Source organism: Thermomonas paludicola (assembly GCF_024498955.1).
GTDB lineage: Bacteria > Pseudomonadota > Gammaproteobacteria > Xanthomonadales > Xanthomonadaceae > Thermomonas > Thermomonas paludicola.
Genome location: NZ_CP093311.1, coordinates 586053 through 603184 on the forward strand (window position 1 = coordinate 586053; position 17132 = coordinate 603184).

Here is a 17132-nt window from a genome sequence, read left to right on the forward strand (position 1 = left end):
TCAGGCGGAAAGTTGGCGCAAGGTAGGGGGTGTTTCCCCAACGCCAGCTGAATGGCCGGAATGGAAGCTGCTGATTGGATTGGAATTTGTGTGCCGGGTTCCGACCTACAGCGCGGCCGCCAAGCGACTGCCTTCGTCGATGGCGCGCTTGGCATCCAGCTCGGCGGCAAGCTTCGCGCCGCCGATCAGATGCACGTTCGCGCGGCGTGCCTGCAGGGCATCGAACAACCCCCGGCAGGGTTCCTGGCCAGCACACACCACCACGTGATCCACCGCCAGCGTCTGCTCGTTGCCATCCACGCGGAGATGCAGGCCGTCGTCATCAACGCCCGCATAGTCCACGCCCCCCAGCATCTTGACCGACTTGGCCTTGAGCGTGGCGCGATGGATCCAGCCAGTCGTTTTGCCCAGCCTTGCCCCCAGCTTTCCGGGTGTTCGTTGCAACAGCCAGATTTGCCGCGCGGCGGGTTCCGGCTGGGCGCTGACCAACGCACCGGGGGCATTGAATGTGGCGTCCACGCCCCATTCCGCCATCCAGCGCGTGGTATCCAGGGTGGGTGAAGTCCCGGCTTGTGCCAGAAACTCGGCAACGTCGAATCCGATCCCGCCGGCACCGATGATCGCCACCCTGTTGCCGGGAATCACGCGGCCCTGCAACACGTCGAGGTAGCTGAGCACCTTGGGATGATCGAAGCCCGGCAAGTCCAACGGACGCGGGGTGACGCCAGTGGCAACCACCACATGATCGAAATCCGCCAGCGTGTCGGCATCCGCCCACGTATTCAAGCGCAATTCGACGCCGGTCTCCTGGATGCGGTGGCGGAAATAGCGCAGGGGTTCGTAAAACTCCTCTTTGCCGGGGATGCGCTTGGCCATGTTGAATTGGCCGCCGATGTCATCGGCGCCGTCGAACAGGGTGACGCGATGGCCGCGTTCGGCAGCCACCGTGGCACAGGCCAGGCCGGCAGGCCCGGCGCCGACCACGGCGATGGACTTCAGTGCGGGTGCTTTCGTGTAGTTCAGTTCGGTTTCCGCGCAGGCACGCGGGTTGACCAGACAGCTGGCGCGCTTGTTCTCGAAGACATGATCCAGGCAAGCCTGATTGCAGGCGATGCAGGTATTGATGGCCTGTGCGCGATTGGCGCTGGCCTTGTTCACCCACTGCGGATCGGCCAGCAGCGGCCTTGCCATCGAGACCATGTCGGCGTGGCCGGCGGCGAGCACGGCTTCCGCCACGTCGGGCATGTTGATGCGATTGCTCGCGACCAGCGGGATGCGCACGTGTGGTTTGAGCTTGGCGGTGGCGCCGACGAAGGCCGCACGCGGCACCGAGGTGGCGATGGTGGGGATGCGTGCCTCGTGCCAGCCGATTCCGCTGTTGAGGAGAGTGGCGCCTGCGGCTTCCACGGCCTTGGCTTGGGCAACGATGTCGTTCCAGCCGTTGCCGCCTTCGACCAGATCCAGCAGCGACAGCCGGTAGATGAGGATGAAGTCCGGTCCGCAGGCCTCGCGCACGCGGCGCACGATGTCCACGGCGAAGCGCATCCGCCCCGTCGCATCGCCGCCCCAGGTGTCGCTGCGGCGGTTGGTGCGCGGGGTGGTGAACTCGTTCAGCAGATAGCCTTCCGACCCCATGATCTCCACGCCGTCGTAGCCGGCCTCGCGCGCCAACTTGGCCGCGGTGGCGAAATCGCCGATTTGGCGATCGATGGCACGTGCCGACAGTGCGCGTGGCGTGAACGGGTTGATCGCCGACTTCAGCTTCGACGGCGCCACCGACAGGGGGTGGTAGGCGTAGCGGCCGGCATGCAGCAGTTGCAGGCAGATCTTGCCTTCATGCGCATGCACCGCCGAGGTGACGTGCCGATGCCGGCGCACGTGCCAGGGCAACGAGAGTCGGCCGGCGAACGGCTTCAGCCACCCAACGATATTGGGGGCGAAGCCGCCGGTGACCATCAGCCCGACGCCGCCTTGCGCGCGCTCGGCGAAATACGCGGCCAGCTTCGGGAAGTCGGCGCTGCGATCCTCCAGCCCGGTATGCATCGAGCCCATCAGGACGCGATTGCGCAGGGTGGTGAATCCCAGGTCGAGTGGGGCGAGCAGGTGTGGGTATGGAGTCGTCATCGTCGAAGCATACCGTTACGTATGGTTCGGTGCATGCCTGCGCGCAGCCTCGGGTGGCCCGGGCCGAGGGGGGCGCTTGGCAAAGGAAGAAGCGTTATGTTAGTGTTAACGCGGCTTTCACCTGCCGAGCGTTATCGTGCGCCGGCTGCGTGCGGACACGGCCGCCAGAAGCAACAAAAATTTTGCGTCGCGGTTTCTTTCACTGAATCAAGGAGTTGAGCATGAACAAGAAACTTCTCTGTGCTGCCCTGTTGGGCGGCCTGGGTCTGGCGCAGGCTGCGTCTGCCCAAGAGTTTGATGATCGTTGGTATGTTTCCGGGTCGACCGGCGTGAACCTGCAGGATCATGACCGTGGCACCGAAGACGCCATCTTTGGCACCGTCGGATTCGGAAAGTTCCTTAATCCGAACGTTTCGCTGGATACGGAACTGAACTATCAGAACGCCCACAAGAACATCAATCGCAATCTGTGGTGGAGTCAGTACGGCGTGTCGGTGGACGCGCGCTACCACTTCCGTCATGCGGATTCCAAATTCTGGCCCTATGTGCGCGGCGGTATCGGCTTGCAGCGTCATGAGGAAGAGTTCAACTCTGCGCCGAACCCCATCAATCCTGGCAGGCACAAGGATTCCAACGCGGCGGTGAACTTGGGCGTCGGCATGCAGCTGAATCTCGGTCGCGTCAATGTGCGTACTGAAGTCGGTAGCCGCATTGACTTCGACAACAAGCAGGCACGTATCGGCTCGCAGGAAAACCTGTTCACCGACGTATTGGCGTCTGTTGGCCTGACCATGGCCCTCGGCCCGGCTCCAGTGGCAGCCGTTGCGCCTGCGCCGGCCCCGCTGCCGACCTGCGCCGATATGGATGACGACGGCGACGGCGTCAACAACTGCAACGACAAGTGCCCGGATTCGCAGGCTGGCCAGACCATCGGTCCTGACGGTTGCCCGGTGCCGGTGTCGATCGACCTGAAGGGCGTCAACTTCGACTTCGACAAGGCGACCCTGCGTCCGGACGCCGTGGCGATCCTGAGCGAAGCCACCGAAATCCTGAAGCGCTATCCGGAGCTGAAGGTGGAAGTGGCCGGTCACACTGACCAGTGCGGCAAGGACGATTACAACCAGAAGCTGTCCGAGCGCCGCGCCAAGGCCGTTTACGACTACCTGACGAGCAATGGCGTTGACGCTGGTCGTCTGGCGGGCCCGAACGGTTACGGCGAGAGCCGCCCGCTTGAGGACAAGGGTCAGACCATGCCGGGTTGCAAGAGCGAAATCAACCGCCGTACCGAGCTGAACAGCCAGTAATCGCGGTTGCGCAACAGGTAAGACACGAAGCCCGGCCGAGTGCCGGGCTTCTTTTTTTCATGGTCGCGTGCGTGGGCGCGCATGGTCGTCATGCTGCAATCTGGCTACACTGTCCGCACTTGTTGGGGAGCACCATGATGCTGTTGATCCACCGCGCAGTGTTCGCTGCCGCTTGCTTCGCCGCGCCGCCGTTGGCGCATGCCGGGGGCGAGGTGTGCCAGGTTGCCGTGGTTTCGGCCACGCCGATCCGTCCGACGGTCGTGTCGTCGGTGGCGATCGAGCTGGCACCGGCCAATCCCCAGCTTGGTGGCGGCAGCGGCGTGTTGGCGCAGTCGTTCGATGAGGCGCTGTCGGTGGATAACGTGCTGGCCAGGATCCGCATCGACGGTTGCCATGCGATGGCCAAGGCCTCCCTGCCGTTGCAGGGCGGAAGCATCGATCCGGCGGGTTACAAGCCGCAGACCGCGTTCGACAACACGCCGTGGCGCTTCAACATGACGCAGAACGGCAAGCGCATGACCGCCGATGAGTTCGACGCGTGGATGAAGTCGCGTGGCGTGCGCGTGGTCGGGCGCAAGGATGCCTCGCAGCAGGATAGTCCTGCCGCAGCCGTACAGGCGACGAAATAACCTGCGTCACCGCAGGCGCAGCACATGGGGAACGATGGCGCGCGCAGGGTCGGGTTGGCGCGCGTTTTGTCCAAGCGCGGGCTATGCTCGCGCAGCGAGGCGCAGCGCCTCATCCTGTCCGGGCGCGTGCGCCTGGGCGGCCGCATCATCCGCGATCCCGAACATGCGGTGGGCGATCAGCAGCATGCCTTCATAGAAATCGATGGCGCCCAGGCCGCAGCGATCGAACCGCGCTACCTGATGCTCAACAAGCCGCGCGGACTGGTGACTACCGCCTGCGACGAACATGGCCGCGCGACCGTGTATCGCTGTTTCGATGGCGCGGACTTGGGCTGGATCGCACCGGTGGGACGCCTGGACAAGGCCAGCGAAGGCTTGCTGCTGTTCTGCAGCGACCCGCAGTGGGCGGCGCGAGTTACCGATCCGGACAGCGGCCCGGACAAGACCTATCACGTGCAGATCGATTGCGTTCCGACTGCGGCGACGCTGCAGGCGTTGCAGGCTGGCAGGTTGAGCGAAGGCGAATCATTGCACGCCAAGTCGGCAACGCTGCTGCGCGCGGGTGCCAAGAACGCCTGGTTGGAAATCGTGCTGGATGAAGGGCGCAATCGCCAAATACGGCGACTGCTTGCGGCGTTCGATATTGCCGTGTTGCGGCTGGTGCGAGTGGCGATCGGGCCGCTGCAGCTGGGCGATTTGCCGAAGGGGCGATGGCGTGAATTGACTGCGGCAGAAATTTCCGGGTTATCGAAGCAGCAGCCCGCTGTTTGAGCCATGGACCCGTGGCAGCCGGAATGCCGCGGGGCGGGTGAGCGAGCACTGACCCGCGGGTCAGCGCTTGATGACGTCGAGTTCCTTCCCGATCTTGATGAACGCATCAATGGCACGATCCAGCTGCTCGCGGGTGTGCGCCGCGCTGATCTGGGTGCGGATGCGCGCCTGGCCCTTGGCCACCACCGGGAAGAAAAAGCCGATGGCGTAGATGCCCTCTTCGAGCAGGCGCTCGGCGAAACGCTGCGCCAGCGGTGCGTCGTAGAGCATTACCGGGCAGATAGGATGCACGCCGGGCTTGATGTCGAAGCCGGCAGCCGTCATCCGGCTGCGGAAATGCGCGGTGTTGTCCTGCAGTCGCGTGCGCAATTCGCCAGCGGAGGCCAGCATCTGGAAGGCCTTGATGCCAGCGGACACCACGTGCGGCGGCAGCGAGTTGGAGAACAGGTACGGCCGCGAGCGCTGGCGCAGCAGCTCGATCACTTCCTTTTTCGCGGTGGTGAAGCCGCCCAGCGCGCCACCCATGGCCTTGCCCAGGGTGCCGGTGAAGATGTCGATCCTGTCCATCACGCCCTTGACCTCGGCGCTGCCGCGGCCGGTGGCGCCGAGGAAGCCGGTGGCGTGGCATTCGTCGATATGCACCAGCGCACCGTATTTGGCGGCCAGCGCGGTGATCTCGTCCAGCGGCGCGATGAAGCCGTCCATCGAGAACACGCCGTCGGTGGTGATCATGATCGTGCGCGCGCCGTCGGCCTTGGCCTGCTGCAGCTGCTTCTCGAGGTCGGCCATGTCGCAGTTGGCATAGCGGTAGCGCTTGGCCTTGCACAGGCGCACGCCGTCGATGATCGAGGCGTGGTTGAGCGCGTCGGAGATGATCGCGTCGTTCTCGCCCAGCAGCGGCTCGAACAGGCCGCCGTTGGCGTCGAAGCAGGCGGCGTAGAGGATGGTGTCCTCGGTGCCGAAGAAATCGGCAATCGTCTTCTCCAGTTGCTTGTGCAGGTCCTGGGTGCCGCAGATGAAGCGCACGCTGGCCATGCCGAAGCCGTGGGTATCCAGCGCGTCCTTGGCGGCGGCGATCACGTCCGGATGGTCGGCCAAGCCCAGGTAATTGTTGGCGCAGAAGTTCAGCACCTTGCGGCCGTCCGCCAATTGGATTTCGGCCGACTGCGGGCTGGTGATGATGCGTTCGGACTTGAACAGCCCCTGCGCGCGGATGGCTTCCAGCTCTTCGGCGAAATGGCGGGTCAACAGGGGGGCATTCGCGGAAGACGTCATGGCGTGATCGGTTGGGAGTGGGACTGCAGATTCTAGCCGCCAGCCGATAACCCGTCGTGAGGTGGTGGTATTGCGCCTTTCCTGGTCACGCAGAAGCGGACACCGGATTTGCTTGCGTTGCCGCCAGATTAGTTAAAAAATGGTGAAAGTCCCGTCATGCCACTCACCCAGAGCCCACCATGAAGCCTTCCCGTCGCCTGCTTGCCGTTTCCCTGCTGCTGTTGTCCGCGCCGTTTGCCGCCAGCGCGGAAGACCCCCCTGCGTCGTCTGCAAGTTGGGAGGTCAGCGCGGTCTCGGACTACCTGTTCCGCGGCGTGTCGCAAACCGACGAGAAGCCGACCCTGCAGGGCGAGTTCACCTGGACCTCGGCGGCGGGCGTGTACGTGGGCAGTTTTGCGTCGGGCGTGGATTTCGGCTCAGGAAGCCCGCATGCGGAAGTCGATTATTTCGTGGGTTATGGCCACGCGCTTGGCGACAGCGTCGCCCTTGATGTCTCGATCAACCGCTACAGCTACCCGGGTGCCAGCGAGCTGGCTTACAACGAATTGATCACCAAGGCCACGTTTGCCGACCGCTACAGCGCCACCGTGGGCTACAGCAACGACGTGTGGAACAGTGGCAGCACCGGTTGGTACTACGCGGTGGGCGGTGAATGGGCATTGCCGCACGACCTTGCCCTGTCGGCCAATGTGGGGCGCAGCGTATTCGCCGACAACGTGGCGGTGGCGGCCGAGGATTACACCGACTGGAGCGTTGCCGTGAGCAAGACGATGGGCGTCGCAACCGTCTCGCTGGGCTACTACGGCACCGACGGGCAAGGACGCGCCAGCTTTGGCAAGTTGGCCGACGACCGCGTGCTGCTGTCGGTGAAGATCGCGCGCTGATGGCACCCCCGCTGCGCTGCAAATGAAAAAGGCACCGCACGGTGCCTTTTTCGTTTCCGGAGTTGCGGGCTCAGTTCCAGCTCAAGACCACCTTGCCAGCCTTGCCCTGTTCCATCAGGTCGAAGCCTTCCTGGAACCGTTCCACCGGCAGCTGGTGGGTGAGCACCTTGCCCAGCGGGAAGCCGGACAGCACCAGCTGGGTCATCTTGTACCAGGTCTCGTACATCTTGCGGCCGTAGATGCCCTGCACGGTCAGGCCCTTGAAGATGATCTTGTCCCAGTCGCAGCCGGCGCCCTTGGGCATGATGCCGAGCATGGCGATCTTGCCGCCGTGGTACATGCAGTCGAGCATGTCGTTGAACGCGCGCGGGTTGCCGCTCATCTCCAGGCCCACGTCGAAGCCCTCCATGTGCAGATCCTTCATCACGTCCTTCAACGAGGTGTTGGCGACATTCACCACCCGCGTGGCGCCCATGTCGGCGGCCAGCTTCAGGCGGAAGTCGTTGACGTCGGTGACCACCACGTTGCGCGCGCCGATGTGCTTGCAGATGCCTGCCGCGATGATGCCGATCGGCCCGGCGCCGGTGATCAGCACGTCCTCGCCGACCACGTCGAACTCCAGCGCGCAGTGGGCGGCGTTGCCGTAGGGGTCGAAGAACGCGGCCAGTTCGGACGGGATCTGGTCCGGGATCGGCCACAGGTTGGATGCCGGCATCACCATGTATTCGGCGAACGCGCCATTGACGTTGACGCCGATGCCGACCGTGTTCGGGCACAGGTGCGGACGCCCGCCGCGGCAGTTGCGGCAATGCCCGCAGACGATGTGGCCTTCGGCCGAGACGCGCTGGCCGATGTCATAGCCGGTCACGCCCGGGCCGATTTCGACGATGCGGCCGACGAATTCGTGGCCGATGGTCAGCCCCGGCTTGATGGTGCGCTGGCTCCATTCATCCCACAAGTAAATGTGCAGGTCGGTGCCGCAGATCGCGGTCTTCTCCAGCTTGATCAGCACCTGGTTGGGGCCCGGGGTCGGCACCGGCACCTCGTCCATCCAGATGCCCTTGGTGGCCTCGCGCTTGACCAGCGCGCGCATCGTGTTTGCTTGCGTCATGTGCATGACCCGTCGGAGTAGGCGGCCATTTTACCGCCGTTCTCCGGCGCACTCGCTGCCTGACCAAGGACACGGGTCGCTGCGCGGCGGGGATGCTCTAATAGGCGTTCATTAGATTGCCGGAGTGATCGCATGCGCCGCCGCCCATTGACCATCGCCCTCGCCCTGACCCTCGCCAGCACGCTTGCGCACGCCGACGAAGGCATGTGGATGCCCTCGCAGTTGCCGCAGCTGGCCGCGCAGCTGAAAGCCGCCGGATTCAAGGGCGACCCCGCCCAGCTGGCCGACGTGACCCGCGCGCCGCTGGCGGCAGTGGTGTCGCTGGGCGGCTGCACCGCCAGCTTCGTGTCGAAGCAGGGGCTGGTGGTGACCAACCATCACTGTGCGATGGGTGCGATCCAGCTCAACTCCACGCCGTCGAGGAACCTGATCCAGGACGGCTTCATCGCTGCCACGCATGCCGATGAGGTCTCTGCCGGTCCGGCGGCGCGGGTGTGGGTGACGGTGGGTTTCGACAAGATCACCGATCGCATCCTGGCCCACGCCAAGGGCAAGACCGGGCGCGCGTATTTCGACGCGGTGGACGCCGCGAAGAAGGCCGAAGTCGCGCAGTGCGAGGCGGATGCCGGGCATCGCTGCAGCGTGTCCGACATGTATTACGGCAGTGATTTCTACCTGATCAAGCAGCTCGAGCTTCGCGATATTCGCCTGGTGTATGCGCCGCCGGTGTCGATCGGCAACTACGGCGACGAAGTCGACAATTTCATGTGGCCTCGCCATGTCGGCGACTTCAGCTTCTATCGCGCCTATGTCGGCCAGGACGGCAAGCCGGCTGCCTATTCCAGGGACAACGTGCCCTATCAGCCGCCAGCGTGGCTGAGTGTTTCCACCGCGCCGGTGAAGGCGGGTGATTTCGCGATGCTGGCCGGCTATCCCGGCGTGACCTTCCGCCACCGCACCGCGTCCGAATTCGCCCACCAGATCGACTGGCTGTTGCCCAGCCGCGTGGCGATGTACGACGGCCTGATCAACACCATCGGGCAGGCCACTGCTGGCGACGCCGCAAAGGAAGTGCTGTATGCCTCCAGCGTGGCCAGTTACAAGAACACGTTGAAGCGTGCACAGGGCGAACTGGAGGGGCTGCGGCGCAGTGATGCGATACGCGTGCGCCGCGAAGATGAATCGGCAATGCTGGCATGGCTGGGCAAGCAGCCGGGCAGCAAACCCGCACAGGCCGACATTCGCGCGCTGCAGGCGCAGCTGGACGCGGCGGACGCCAGCCGCGAGCGCGACTTCATCCTGCCGTTCCTGCGCCCCGGCTTGTTCGGCGCGGCGGTCACGTTGCAGCGGCTGGCGCTGGAGCACGGCAAGGCCGACGCGCAGCGCGAGACCGGTTACCAGCAGCGCGACGAGGCGCTGATCGAAGGCAGCCTCAAGCAACTGCAGCGCCGCTATGACCCCGGCGTGGAGAAGGCGGCCCTGCGCTATGCACTGAAGCGCTACTTCGCGCTGCCGCAGGCGCAGCGCGTGGCCGAGGTCGACGCCGTGTTCGGTACCAGCGAAGCCGAGGCCGTGCAGCGCCTCGACGCGCTGTACGCAGGCACCCGGCTCGGCGACGAGGCCACCCGGCTTGCCGCGATGAAGCTGGATGCCGCCGCACTGGCCGCATCGGACGACGCCCTGCTCAAGGCCGCCGCCACCCTGCAGCCCGCGCTGCTGCGGCTGGAAGCCGAATCCAAGCAGCGCGCCGGTGAACTGCTGCGGCTACGGCCCGCATACATGCAGGCGTTGATCGCCTATCGCAATGCGCAGGGCCGCGCGGTGTATCCGGATGCCAATTCCACCCTGCGCGTGAGCTTCGGCAAGGTCAGCGCGCTGAGCCCGCGCGACGGCGTGGACTATCGCCCGCTGACCACGGTGGCCGGCATCGTCGAAAAGCACACTGGCGTTGTGCCATTCGATGCACCGAAGCCGCTGCTGGAGGCGATTGCCAGGGGCGATTTCGGCAGCACGGCGGATGCGGAGCTGAAGACGCAGACGGTCGATTTCATGACCAATCTCGATACCACCGGCGGCAACTCCGGTTCGCCGGTGCTGGATGCGGAGGGCAAGTTGATCGGCCTCAACTTCGACAGCAACTGGGAGGCGGTCAGCGCCAGCTGGATGTACGACCCGCGCTACAAGCGCGCGATCCACGTGGACATGCGCTACCTGCGCTGGCTGCTGGCCAAGGTCTATCCGGCCCCGAACCTGCTGCAGGAAATGGGCCTGCCGGCGCAGTAGCCGACAGCGCGCGCCCGCATGGACCTGCCGGCGCATCGCCGGCGTTCCCACCTGCGGCTCAGTCGTGCCGGATGTCGTAGTCGAACGTGTAGAAATGCTTGCCATCGACGATGTCGATGGCAATCCTGCCCTGCAGGCCGGTCAACTCGCCGGTGCCGGTGTCGGGCACCACGCGCAGATCCAGTGAGGGCGTGCCGCGATCCATGGTGCCGTTGTGCTGGGCGTAGAAACTTCCGGAGCGGCCGTCCAGCGTGCCTTCGATGCGCTCGATCGCCACATAGGCGCCGGACCCCGCTACCGGCGCCATCACCGCCAGCATGTGCACCACGCTGGATGCCTGCAGGGGGCCGTGGAAGCGCTTGTGGAAGCGGGAATGGCCGACGGTGGCGCCGCTGCCGATGTCCAGCTCATCCTGCGGGATGCGCGTCACTTCGAATTCGCCCTTGGCTTGCATGCCGGAAGTTCCCTGATTGCGGTCGCCCAAGCCTACACGCCGCAAAAGAACGGCGGATAACCTGTTAATCTTGTGCGCTGCACAATCGCAGAGCCGCGCAGCGCATGAAGATCCTGCTTGCCCGCCACGGTGAGACGCCGTGGAACGCCGAGGGCCGCTACCAAGGCCAGGTGGATATTCCCCTGTCCGCCGTGGGCATTGCCCAGGCCGCCGCGCTGGGCGAGCGCCTCGCCGGCGTGCGCATTGACCGCGCGGTTGCCTCGCCGCTCGCACGTGCCACCCGCACGGCGCAGCTTGCGCTGGGCGAGACGCGCGCGGCGCAGCTGCTGTTCGACGAGGGCCTGCTGGAGATCGGCCATGGCGAATGGGAAGGCCTGTTGGCCAGCGAGATCGCTGCGCGTGATCCCGAGCGCCTGCACGCCTGGCGGCATGCACCGGAGACGGTACAAATGCCGGGTGCGGGAGGCGAGTCCCTGCAGCAGGTGCAAGACCGTGCCTGGCCGGCGCTCGCCCGTGCCTGTGCCGGGCTGGCCGCCGACGACACGTTGCTGGTGGTGGCCCACGACGCAGTCAATCGCGTCGTGCTGGCCAGGGTGCTGGGCATTCCGCTGGCCAGGTTGTGGACCTTCCGCCAGGCGCCGGCTACGCTCAATCTGCTGGAGGGCGATGCCGTTGATTCGCTGGAAGTCGTGCGACTGAACGACTGCGCGCACCACACCGCATTCTTCGGCGAAGCCAAGCACCGGGCGCTGTAGGCGCCAGCAGCGGTCCAACACGACGCCCATGCCACGATCACTCGCCGATTGGCTTGAATTCATCGAGCGCCAGCATCCAGATGCCATCGCGCTTGGATTGGATCGCGTGCGCCAGGTCGCCGCACGCATGGGCCTGGGTCGGCCGGCGAACCAGGTCATGACCGTGGCCGGCACCAATGGCAAGGGCTCGACGGTTGCGTTTGTCGAGGCCATCGCACGCGCACAGGGGCTGCACGTTGGCGCTTACACCTCGCCGCACCTGCATCGCTACAACGAGCGCGTGCGCATCGATGGCGAAGACGCCGGCGACGCCGCGCTGGTGGCAGGGTTCGAAGCGGTGGAGGCAGCGCGCGCGGACGCCCCGCTGACCTATTTCGAATATGGCACGCTGTGTGCGCTGTGGCTGTTCGAGCGCGCATCGCTCGACCTGGCCGTGCTGGAAGTCGGATTGGGCGGGCGCCTGGATGCGGTGAACATCATCGATGCCGATGCCGCCATCATCACCACGGTCGATCTGGACCATCAGCAATGGCTGGGCGCCGACACCGAGGCGATCGGCTTCGAGAAAGCCGGCATCGCGCGGCCGTTCAAGCCGCTGGTGCTGGGCGACGACGATCCGCCGGCCAGCGTGCTGCGCCATGCCTACGCGATCGGTGCGCCGGCTTGGCGCATCGGCAACGACTTTTTTGCCGAGCCGATTGATGCCGCCACCTGGTGCTGGCGTGAAGTCGGGCATTCGATGCAGCTGCCGATGCCGATGCGCGCGCTGGCGGCGCCGGTGCAGTTGCGCAACGCCGCCTGCGCGATCGCTGCGCTGCGCGCGCTGGATCTGCACATCGACGACGACGCGTTCGTGCGCGGCGTGGCCAATGCCGAAGTGGCCGGTCGCCTGCAGCGGTTCCTGCGCGACGGCGTGGAAGTGGTGGTGGATGTGGGCCACAACCCGCAAGCGGCGCGTGCATTGGCCGGCTGGCTACGGGCGCAGCCGAAGCGGCGCACGCTGGCCGTGTACGCGGCACTCGGCGACAAGGACGTGGTGGGCGTGGCCAGTGCGCTGGCGGATGCGGTGGACGCGTGGCATCTGGCCGGCTCGCTGGGCGCGGGTTCGCGCGGTACCGATGCGGCGGCACTGGCGCAGCGCCTGCAAGGCACCCCGGCGGCTGCCGGCGCGCAGCATGCCGGCGTGGAGGCAGCCCTGCAGGCCGCGCTGGCAGATGCGGCACTGGACGGGCGCGTGCTGGTGTTCGGCTCCTTCCATGCCGCCGCACAATCGCTGAATTGGCTGAATCGCGCCGAATAGCGCGGCGGCCACCCCGCTATAATTCCACTCCCCGACGCCACCGCGACCCCTGGATGGACTGCCGATGGATGCTTCGCTGAAACAGCGCCTGGTTGGCGCGGCCGTACTGGTCGCGCTGGCGGTCATCTTCCTGCCGCTGCTGGTCAAGGGACCTGCGCCCGACAGCGGGGTGACCGGCGTGTCGATGACCGTGCCCGCCGAGCCGACATCCTCGTCCGGGCTGGTGAGCCAGGATCTTCCGCTGGTGGTGCCGGCAGCGGCGCCGGCAGCGGGGGTGACGGCGTTGCCGACGGATGCGGCCGCAGCCGCTGATGCGCCCGCGGCGCCCGCTCCGGCCGAATTGGCGGCAGTTGCGGCCGGCGGCTATGCGGTGGGCTTTGGCAGCTATGCCAGCGATGTGGACGCCGACAAGGTGATCGCGGCGCTGCGCGGCGTGGGGTTGCCAGGCTATCGTGAAGCAGTGGCGCTGGGCGGGCGGCAGGTGCAGCGCGTGCGGATCGGCCCCTTCGCCGACCGTGCGGTGGCCGAATCGGCGCGCCTGCGCGCAGGGCAGGTGCCCAGCACCGTGGAGGCGAAAGTCATCGCGTTGGATGCCGCACTGCCGGCTGACGCCAAGGCGCCCGCCGCCGCGGCGATGGCTGCGCCGGACGCATCGAAGCCCGCGCCGGCGGCCGCGGCCAAGCCCGAGGCCAAGCCCGAGGCCAAGCCTGCTGCCAAGGTCGCGACAAACGTGGAAGCCAAGCCGGCCGCGGCAGCCGCGCCTGCTGCGCCGCCCAAGCCTGCGGTGCCTGCCGCACCTGCCCAGCCGCCGGCAGCGAAACCGGCCAATCCAGTGGGCACCGGCTTTGTCGTGCAGATCGGCGCTTTTGCCTCCGCGCCGGATGCGTTGGCCCAGCGCGATGCGCTGCGCAAGGCGGGTTTCAACGCATTCACCGACACCGTGCCGGGGGCCAATGGCACCTTGACCCGTGTGCGCGTCGGGCCGGTCATCACCCGTGCCGAAGCCGAGGCGCTGCAAGCGCAGCTGAAGAGCAAGGCTGGCAAGGACGGCATGGTGCGTCCGCATCCCTGATCCACGGATTCAACAGGAAACAACCTCATGTGCGGCATCGTTGGTATCGTTGGCCAGAGCGAAGTGGCCGGGCAGTTGTATGACGGCCTGACCGTTCTCCAGCATCGTGGCCAGGATGCTGCAGGCATCGCCACCGTCTGTGGATCCCACCTGCGCGTACACAAGGGCAATGGCCTGGTGCGCGATGTGTTCGACCCGAGGTCGATGGCCTTGCTGGAGGGCAATTTCGGCATCGCGCACTGCCGTTATCCCACGGCGGGCAGCGAAGGCTGCGATGAGGCGCAGCCGTTCTATGTCAACTCGCCGTTCGGCATCGCGCTGGCGCACAACGGCAACCTGACCAATACCGACGCGCTGCGCCGCGAGGTGTTCGAGCAGGATCGGCGCAACATCAATACCGAGTCCGATTCCGAGGTGCTGCTCAACGTGTTTGCACACGAGCTGGGCAAGCAGGCTGCGCTTTCGCCGGCAGCGGTGTTCGCCGCACTGGAAGGCGTCAACCGCCGCGCCAAGGGCGGCTATGCGGTGGTATGCACCGTGCTTGGCCTTGGCCTGGTGGCGTTCCGCGATCCGCACGGCATCCGCCCGCTGGTGCTGGGCAAGCGTTCCAGCGAGGCGGGCGAGGAATACATCATCGCCTCCGAGTCGGTGGCGCTGGACGTGCTGGGTTTCGAGCGGCTGCGCGACGTGGCACCGGGCGAGGGCATCGTCATCACCGCGAATGGCGAACTGCACGCACAACAATGTGCGCCGGCGGCGCCGCACGCCACCTGCATTTTCGAATACGTCTATTTCGCGCGCCCTGATTCGATGATCGAAAACATCTCGGTGCACAAGGCGCGCATGCGCATGGGAGTGACGCTGGGCGAGAAGATCCTGCGCCTGCGCCCCGACCATGACATCGACGTGGTGATCCCGATCCCCGACACCAGCCGCGATTCCGCATTGGAAATCGCCAGCGTGCTGGGCGTGAAGTACCGCGAGGGCTTCATCAAGAACCGCTACGTCGGCCGCACCTTCATCATGCCGGGGCAGGGCGAGCGCGCGAAGTCGGTGAAGCGCAAGCTCAACCCGATCCCGCTGGAGTTCCGCAACCGCGTGGTGTTGCTGGTGGACGATTCCATCGTGCGCGGCACCACCAGCAAGCAGATCGTGCAGATGGCGCGCGACGCCGGCGCGAAGAAGGTCTATCTGGCCTCGGCTGCGCCGCCGGTGCGCTATCCGAACGTCTATGGCATCGACATGCCGTCCAGCGAGGAACTGGTGGCGCACGGCCGCAGCGAACAGGAAATCGAGCAGTTGCTGGGCTGCGATTGGTTGATTTACCAGGACCTGGCCGATCTGGAAGCGGCGGTGGCCGGGCCGAAGTTCCCGGGTCGCAAGTTCGACAGCTCGTGCTTCAACGGCGAGTACGTGACCGGGATCGATGCCGACTACTTCGAGCGCATCAAGCAATTGCGTTCGGACGAGGCGAAGAAGAAGCGCCGGGCTTCCTGACCCGATGCGATGATGTTCGCAGCGGCGTGCGGCAGACCTCGCTTGGTTGAAACGCATGCCCGTACTCGCCCCGAGAGATCATCGTATTCGCGATGAAGAGCTTATTCACTGCTGCCCGCGCCTGCCTCGATGCCGCCACGCCGGACGACAAGCCCGCGCTAACGCTGGCGATGGCCGCCGCCTTCGCGCGCGGCGAGTTGGCGACTGACGGCGATGCACCGCCGCCAGAGCCGATTCGCATGCCGGGCCGGCCCGCGCGCCCGACGCTGGTGCACCCGCGCGATTTGCCACGCCGTGGCTTCGGCAGCGATGAAGGACGCGCCGCGTTCATCCACGCGGTGGCGCATATCGAATTCAACGCGATGGACCTGGCCTGGGATGCCGTCTATCGCTTCCGCGGGTTGCCGCCCGAGTACTGCGCAGACTGGGTGGCGGTCGCAAACGACGAGGCGCGCCACTTCAACCTGCTGCGCGCGCGGCTGCGCGAGCTGGGCCACGATTACGGCGACTTCGACGCCCATAACGGGCTGTGGGAGATGGCGGAGAAAACCGCGCACGACGGCCTCGCCCGCATGGCGCTGGTGCCGCGCGTGCTGGAAGCGCGCGGGCTGGATGTGACGCCGGGCATGATCGTGAAGTTGCGCGGTTTGGGCGACAACGCCACTGCCGATATTCTCGAAGTCATCCTGCGCGAGGAAGTGGCGCACGTCGCTGCCGGCAGCCGCTGGTATCGTTGGTACTGCGCGCGTGCCGGCGTGGAGCCGAACGCGCGCTTCCGCGAGTTGCTGCGCGAATACGCCAGCGGCGTGCTGCACAAGCCGTTCAATACCGAAGCGAGGCTGCAGGCAGGCTTCGACCCGGAAGAACTCGTTGCCCTGCTGGCCGCAGCGAACTGACCGGCGCAGCGTTTACAGGCTGGCCAGTTCCAGCTGGTCGGGGCCAACCCGCAACACCGAACCTTGTTCGTACCAGTCGCCGAGCACGATGCGCGTGCGGCCGTTGCCTTCGTCGTGAATCGCCGGACGGTGGGTGTGGCCATGGACCATGCGTGTCACGCCGTGGCGCTGGAACGCGTCCTGCACCGTTGCCGGGGCAACATCGCCAATCGTTTCGGCCATCCCGTTCGCCACCAGTTCGCCATGGCGCGCCTTGCTGGCGGCGCGCGCTTGCGCGGCAAAGGCCAGTCGCGCTTGCAGGGGCTGCGCCAGGAACTGCGCCTGCCACTGCGGATCGCGCGTCTGCGCGCGGAACTGCTGGTAGGCGGTGTCATCGGTGCACAGCAGGTCGCCGTGCAGCAGCAGGGTGGGTGTGCCGTACAGGTCGACCACGGTCGGGTCGTCCAGCAGGGTCATGCCGCAGCGGGCGGCATAGGCGTCCCCCAGCAGGAAGTCGCGGTTGCCGCGGATGAAATACGCCGGCACGCCGGCCTCGACCAGCGCGCGCAGGCGTCCGGCCACCAAGGCGCCGGCCTCGGAGGGATCATCGTCGCCCACCCAGGCTTCGAACAGGTCACCGAGGATGTAGAGCGCATCGGCATTGCGCGCCTCGCCATCGAGGAAGCGACCGAACAGCGCGGTGATCTCCGGGCGCTCCGGGTCGAGGTGCAGGTCGGCGACGAACAGGGTGGTCATCCGCGCATTGTAGGACGGGTGGAGGCGGCAGGCAGGCTGCGA

15 protein-coding genes are annotated in these 17132 nt (G+C 66.1%); 10 read left to right on the plus strand and 5 right to left on the minus strand.

What is annotated here, in order from left to right:
- Window positions 1-105: 105 nt before the first annotated feature.
- Entirely contained in the window at window positions 106-2124 is a 2019-nt protein-coding gene (locus LIW09_RS02795; protein ID WP_256646454.1) for an NADPH-dependent 2,4-dienoyl-CoA reductase, read from the minus strand.
- A 221-nt stretch (window positions 2125-2345) separates the two neighbouring features.
- Here LIW09_RS02795 and LIW09_RS02800 point away from each other — a divergent pair, with 221 nt between their 5' ends.
- The 3 genes from LIW09_RS02800 (at window position 2346) to LIW09_RS02810 (ending at window position 4828) form a co-directional block, all read left to right on the plus strand.
- On the plus strand, window positions 2346-3428 hold the full coding sequence (locus LIW09_RS02800) for an OmpA family protein (RefSeq protein WP_338064828.1): 1083 nt from the start codon (window positions 2346-2348) through the stop codon (window positions 3426-3428).
- A gap of 137 nt (window positions 3429-3565) precedes the next feature.
- Window positions 3566-4057 (plus strand): hypothetical protein, encoded by a 492-nt coding sequence (locus LIW09_RS02805; RefSeq protein ID WP_338064829.1) that lies wholly within the window; start codon window positions 3566-3568, stop codon window positions 4055-4057.
- Window positions 4058-4081: 24 nt separating this feature from the next.
- Window positions 4082-4828 carry a pseudouridine synthase gene (locus tag LIW09_RS02810; protein ID WP_256646455.1) on the plus strand — a complete coding sequence of 249 codons (747 nt, stop codon included), beginning with the start codon at window positions 4082-4084 and terminating at the stop codon, window positions 4826-4828.
- A gap of 60 nt (window positions 4829-4888) precedes the next feature.
- On the opposite strand, the gene kbl is transcribed toward LIW09_RS02810, so the two are convergent.
- Entirely contained in the window at window positions 4889-6103 is a 1215-nt protein-coding gene (gene kbl, locus LIW09_RS02815) for a glycine C-acetyltransferase (RefSeq protein WP_256646456.1), read from the minus strand.
- 179 nt (window positions 6104-6282) lie between these two features.
- Here kbl and LIW09_RS02820 point away from each other — a divergent pair, with 179 nt between their 5' ends.
- Window positions 6283-6987 carry a TorF family putative porin gene (locus LIW09_RS02820; RefSeq protein WP_256646457.1) on the plus strand — a complete coding sequence of 235 codons (705 nt, stop codon included), beginning with the start codon at window positions 6283-6285 and terminating at the stop codon, window positions 6985-6987.
- A 70-nt stretch (window positions 6988-7057) separates the two neighbouring features.
- Here the strand turns inward: LIW09_RS02820 and tdh are convergent, their stop codons facing one another.
- Window positions 7058-8080, minus strand: a complete 1023-nt coding sequence (gene tdh / locus LIW09_RS02825) for an L-threonine 3-dehydrogenase (RefSeq protein WP_256647128.1) — start codon at window positions 8078-8080, stop codon at window positions 7058-7060.
- A 150-nt stretch (window positions 8081-8230) separates the two neighbouring features.
- Between tdh and LIW09_RS02830 the strand changes: the two genes are divergently transcribed.
- On the plus strand, window positions 8231-10381 hold the full coding sequence (locus LIW09_RS02830) for a S46 family peptidase (protein ID WP_256646458.1): 2151 nt from the start codon (window positions 8231-8233) through the stop codon (window positions 10379-10381).
- Window positions 10382-10439: 58 nt separating this feature from the next.
- On the opposite strand, the gene LIW09_RS02835 is transcribed toward LIW09_RS02830, so the two are convergent.
- Window positions 10440-10835, minus strand: coding sequence for a DUF3224 domain-containing protein (locus tag LIW09_RS02835; protein ID WP_256646459.1), 396 nt, complete (start codon window positions 10833-10835; stop codon window positions 10440-10442).
- A 104-nt stretch (window positions 10836-10939) separates the two neighbouring features.
- Between LIW09_RS02835 and LIW09_RS02840 the strand changes: the two genes are divergently transcribed.
- The 5 genes from LIW09_RS02840 to LIW09_RS02860 all read left to right on the plus strand — a co-directional run bounded on the left by LIW09_RS02840 (window position 10940) and on the right by LIW09_RS02860 (window position 16355).
- Entirely contained in the window at window positions 10940-11590 is a 651-nt protein-coding gene (locus tag LIW09_RS02840) for a histidine phosphatase family protein (RefSeq protein ID WP_256646460.1), read from the plus strand.
- 28 nt (window positions 11591-11618) lie between these two features.
- Entirely contained in the window at window positions 11619-12890 is a 1272-nt protein-coding gene (gene folC, locus LIW09_RS02845; RefSeq protein WP_256646461.1) for a bifunctional tetrahydrofolate synthase/dihydrofolate synthase, read from the plus strand.
- Window positions 12891-12954: 64 nt separating this feature from the next.
- Complete coding sequence (locus LIW09_RS02850) at window positions 12955-13962, plus strand: SPOR domain-containing protein (RefSeq protein WP_256646462.1); 1008 nt, start codon at window positions 12955-12957, stop codon at window positions 13960-13962.
- Window positions 13963-13989: 27 nt separating this feature from the next.
- A complete protein-coding gene (gene purF / locus LIW09_RS02855) occupies window positions 13990-15459 on the plus strand; it encodes an amidophosphoribosyltransferase (protein WP_256646463.1) in 1470 nt (489 codons plus the stop codon).
- Window positions 15460-15551: 92 nt separating this feature from the next.
- Window positions 15552-16355 carry a ferritin-like domain-containing protein gene (locus LIW09_RS02860; RefSeq protein WP_256646464.1) on the plus strand — a complete coding sequence of 268 codons (804 nt, stop codon included), beginning with the start codon at window positions 15552-15554 and terminating at the stop codon, window positions 16353-16355.
- A gap of 12 nt (window positions 16356-16367) precedes the next feature.
- On the opposite strand, the gene LIW09_RS02865 is transcribed toward LIW09_RS02860, so the two are convergent.
- Window positions 16368-17090 carry a UDP-2,3-diacylglucosamine diphosphatase gene (locus tag LIW09_RS02865; protein WP_256646465.1) on the minus strand — a complete coding sequence of 241 codons (723 nt, stop codon included), beginning with the start codon at window positions 17088-17090 and terminating at the stop codon, window positions 16368-16370.
- Window positions 17091-17132: the final 42 nt, after the last annotated feature.

Coding starts and splice junctions, on each gene's coding strand:
- LIW09_RS02795 (WP_256646454.1), bottom strand. CDS start 2,124: ATGACGACTCCATACCCACACCTGCTCGCCCCACTCGACCTGGGATTC.
- LIW09_RS02800 (WP_338064828.1), top strand. CDS start 2,346: ATGAACAAGAAACTTCTCTGTGCTGCCCTGTTGGGCGGCCTGGGTCTG.
- LIW09_RS02805 (WP_338064829.1), top strand. CDS start 3,566: ATGCTGTTGATCCACCGCGCAGTGTTCGCTGCCGCTTGCTTCGCCGCG.
- LIW09_RS02810 (WP_256646455.1), top strand. CDS start 4,082: ATGGGGAACGATGGCGCGCGCAGGGTCGGGTTGGCGCGCGTTTTGTCC.
- kbl (WP_256646456.1), bottom strand. CDS start 6,103: ATGACGTCTTCCGCGAATGCCCCCCTGTTGACCCGCCATTTCGCCGAA.
- LIW09_RS02820 (WP_256646457.1), top strand. CDS start 6,283: ATGAAGCCTTCCCGTCGCCTGCTTGCCGTTTCCCTGCTGCTGTTGTCC.
- tdh (WP_256647128.1), bottom strand. CDS start 8,080: ATGCGCGCGCTGGTCAAGCGCGAGGCCACCAAGGGCATCTGGATGGAC.
- LIW09_RS02830 (WP_256646458.1), top strand. CDS start 8,231: ATGCGCCGCCGCCCATTGACCATCGCCCTCGCCCTGACCCTCGCCAGC.
- LIW09_RS02835 (WP_256646459.1), bottom strand. CDS start 10,835: ATGCAAGCCAAGGGCGAATTCGAAGTGACGCGCATCCCGCAGGATGAG.
- LIW09_RS02840 (WP_256646460.1), top strand. CDS start 10,940: ATGAAGATCCTGCTTGCCCGCCACGGTGAGACGCCGTGGAACGCCGAG.
- folC (WP_256646461.1), top strand. CDS start 11,619: ATGCCACGATCACTCGCCGATTGGCTTGAATTCATCGAGCGCCAGCAT.
- LIW09_RS02850 (WP_256646462.1), top strand. CDS start 12,955: ATGGATGCTTCGCTGAAACAGCGCCTGGTTGGCGCGGCCGTACTGGTC.
- purF (WP_256646463.1), top strand. CDS start 13,990: ATGTGCGGCATCGTTGGTATCGTTGGCCAGAGCGAAGTGGCCGGGCAG.
- LIW09_RS02860 (WP_256646464.1), top strand. CDS start 15,552: ATGAAGAGCTTATTCACTGCTGCCCGCGCCTGCCTCGATGCCGCCACG.
- LIW09_RS02865 (WP_256646465.1), bottom strand. CDS start 17,090: ATGACCACCCTGTTCGTCGCCGACCTGCACCTCGACCCGGAGCGCCCG.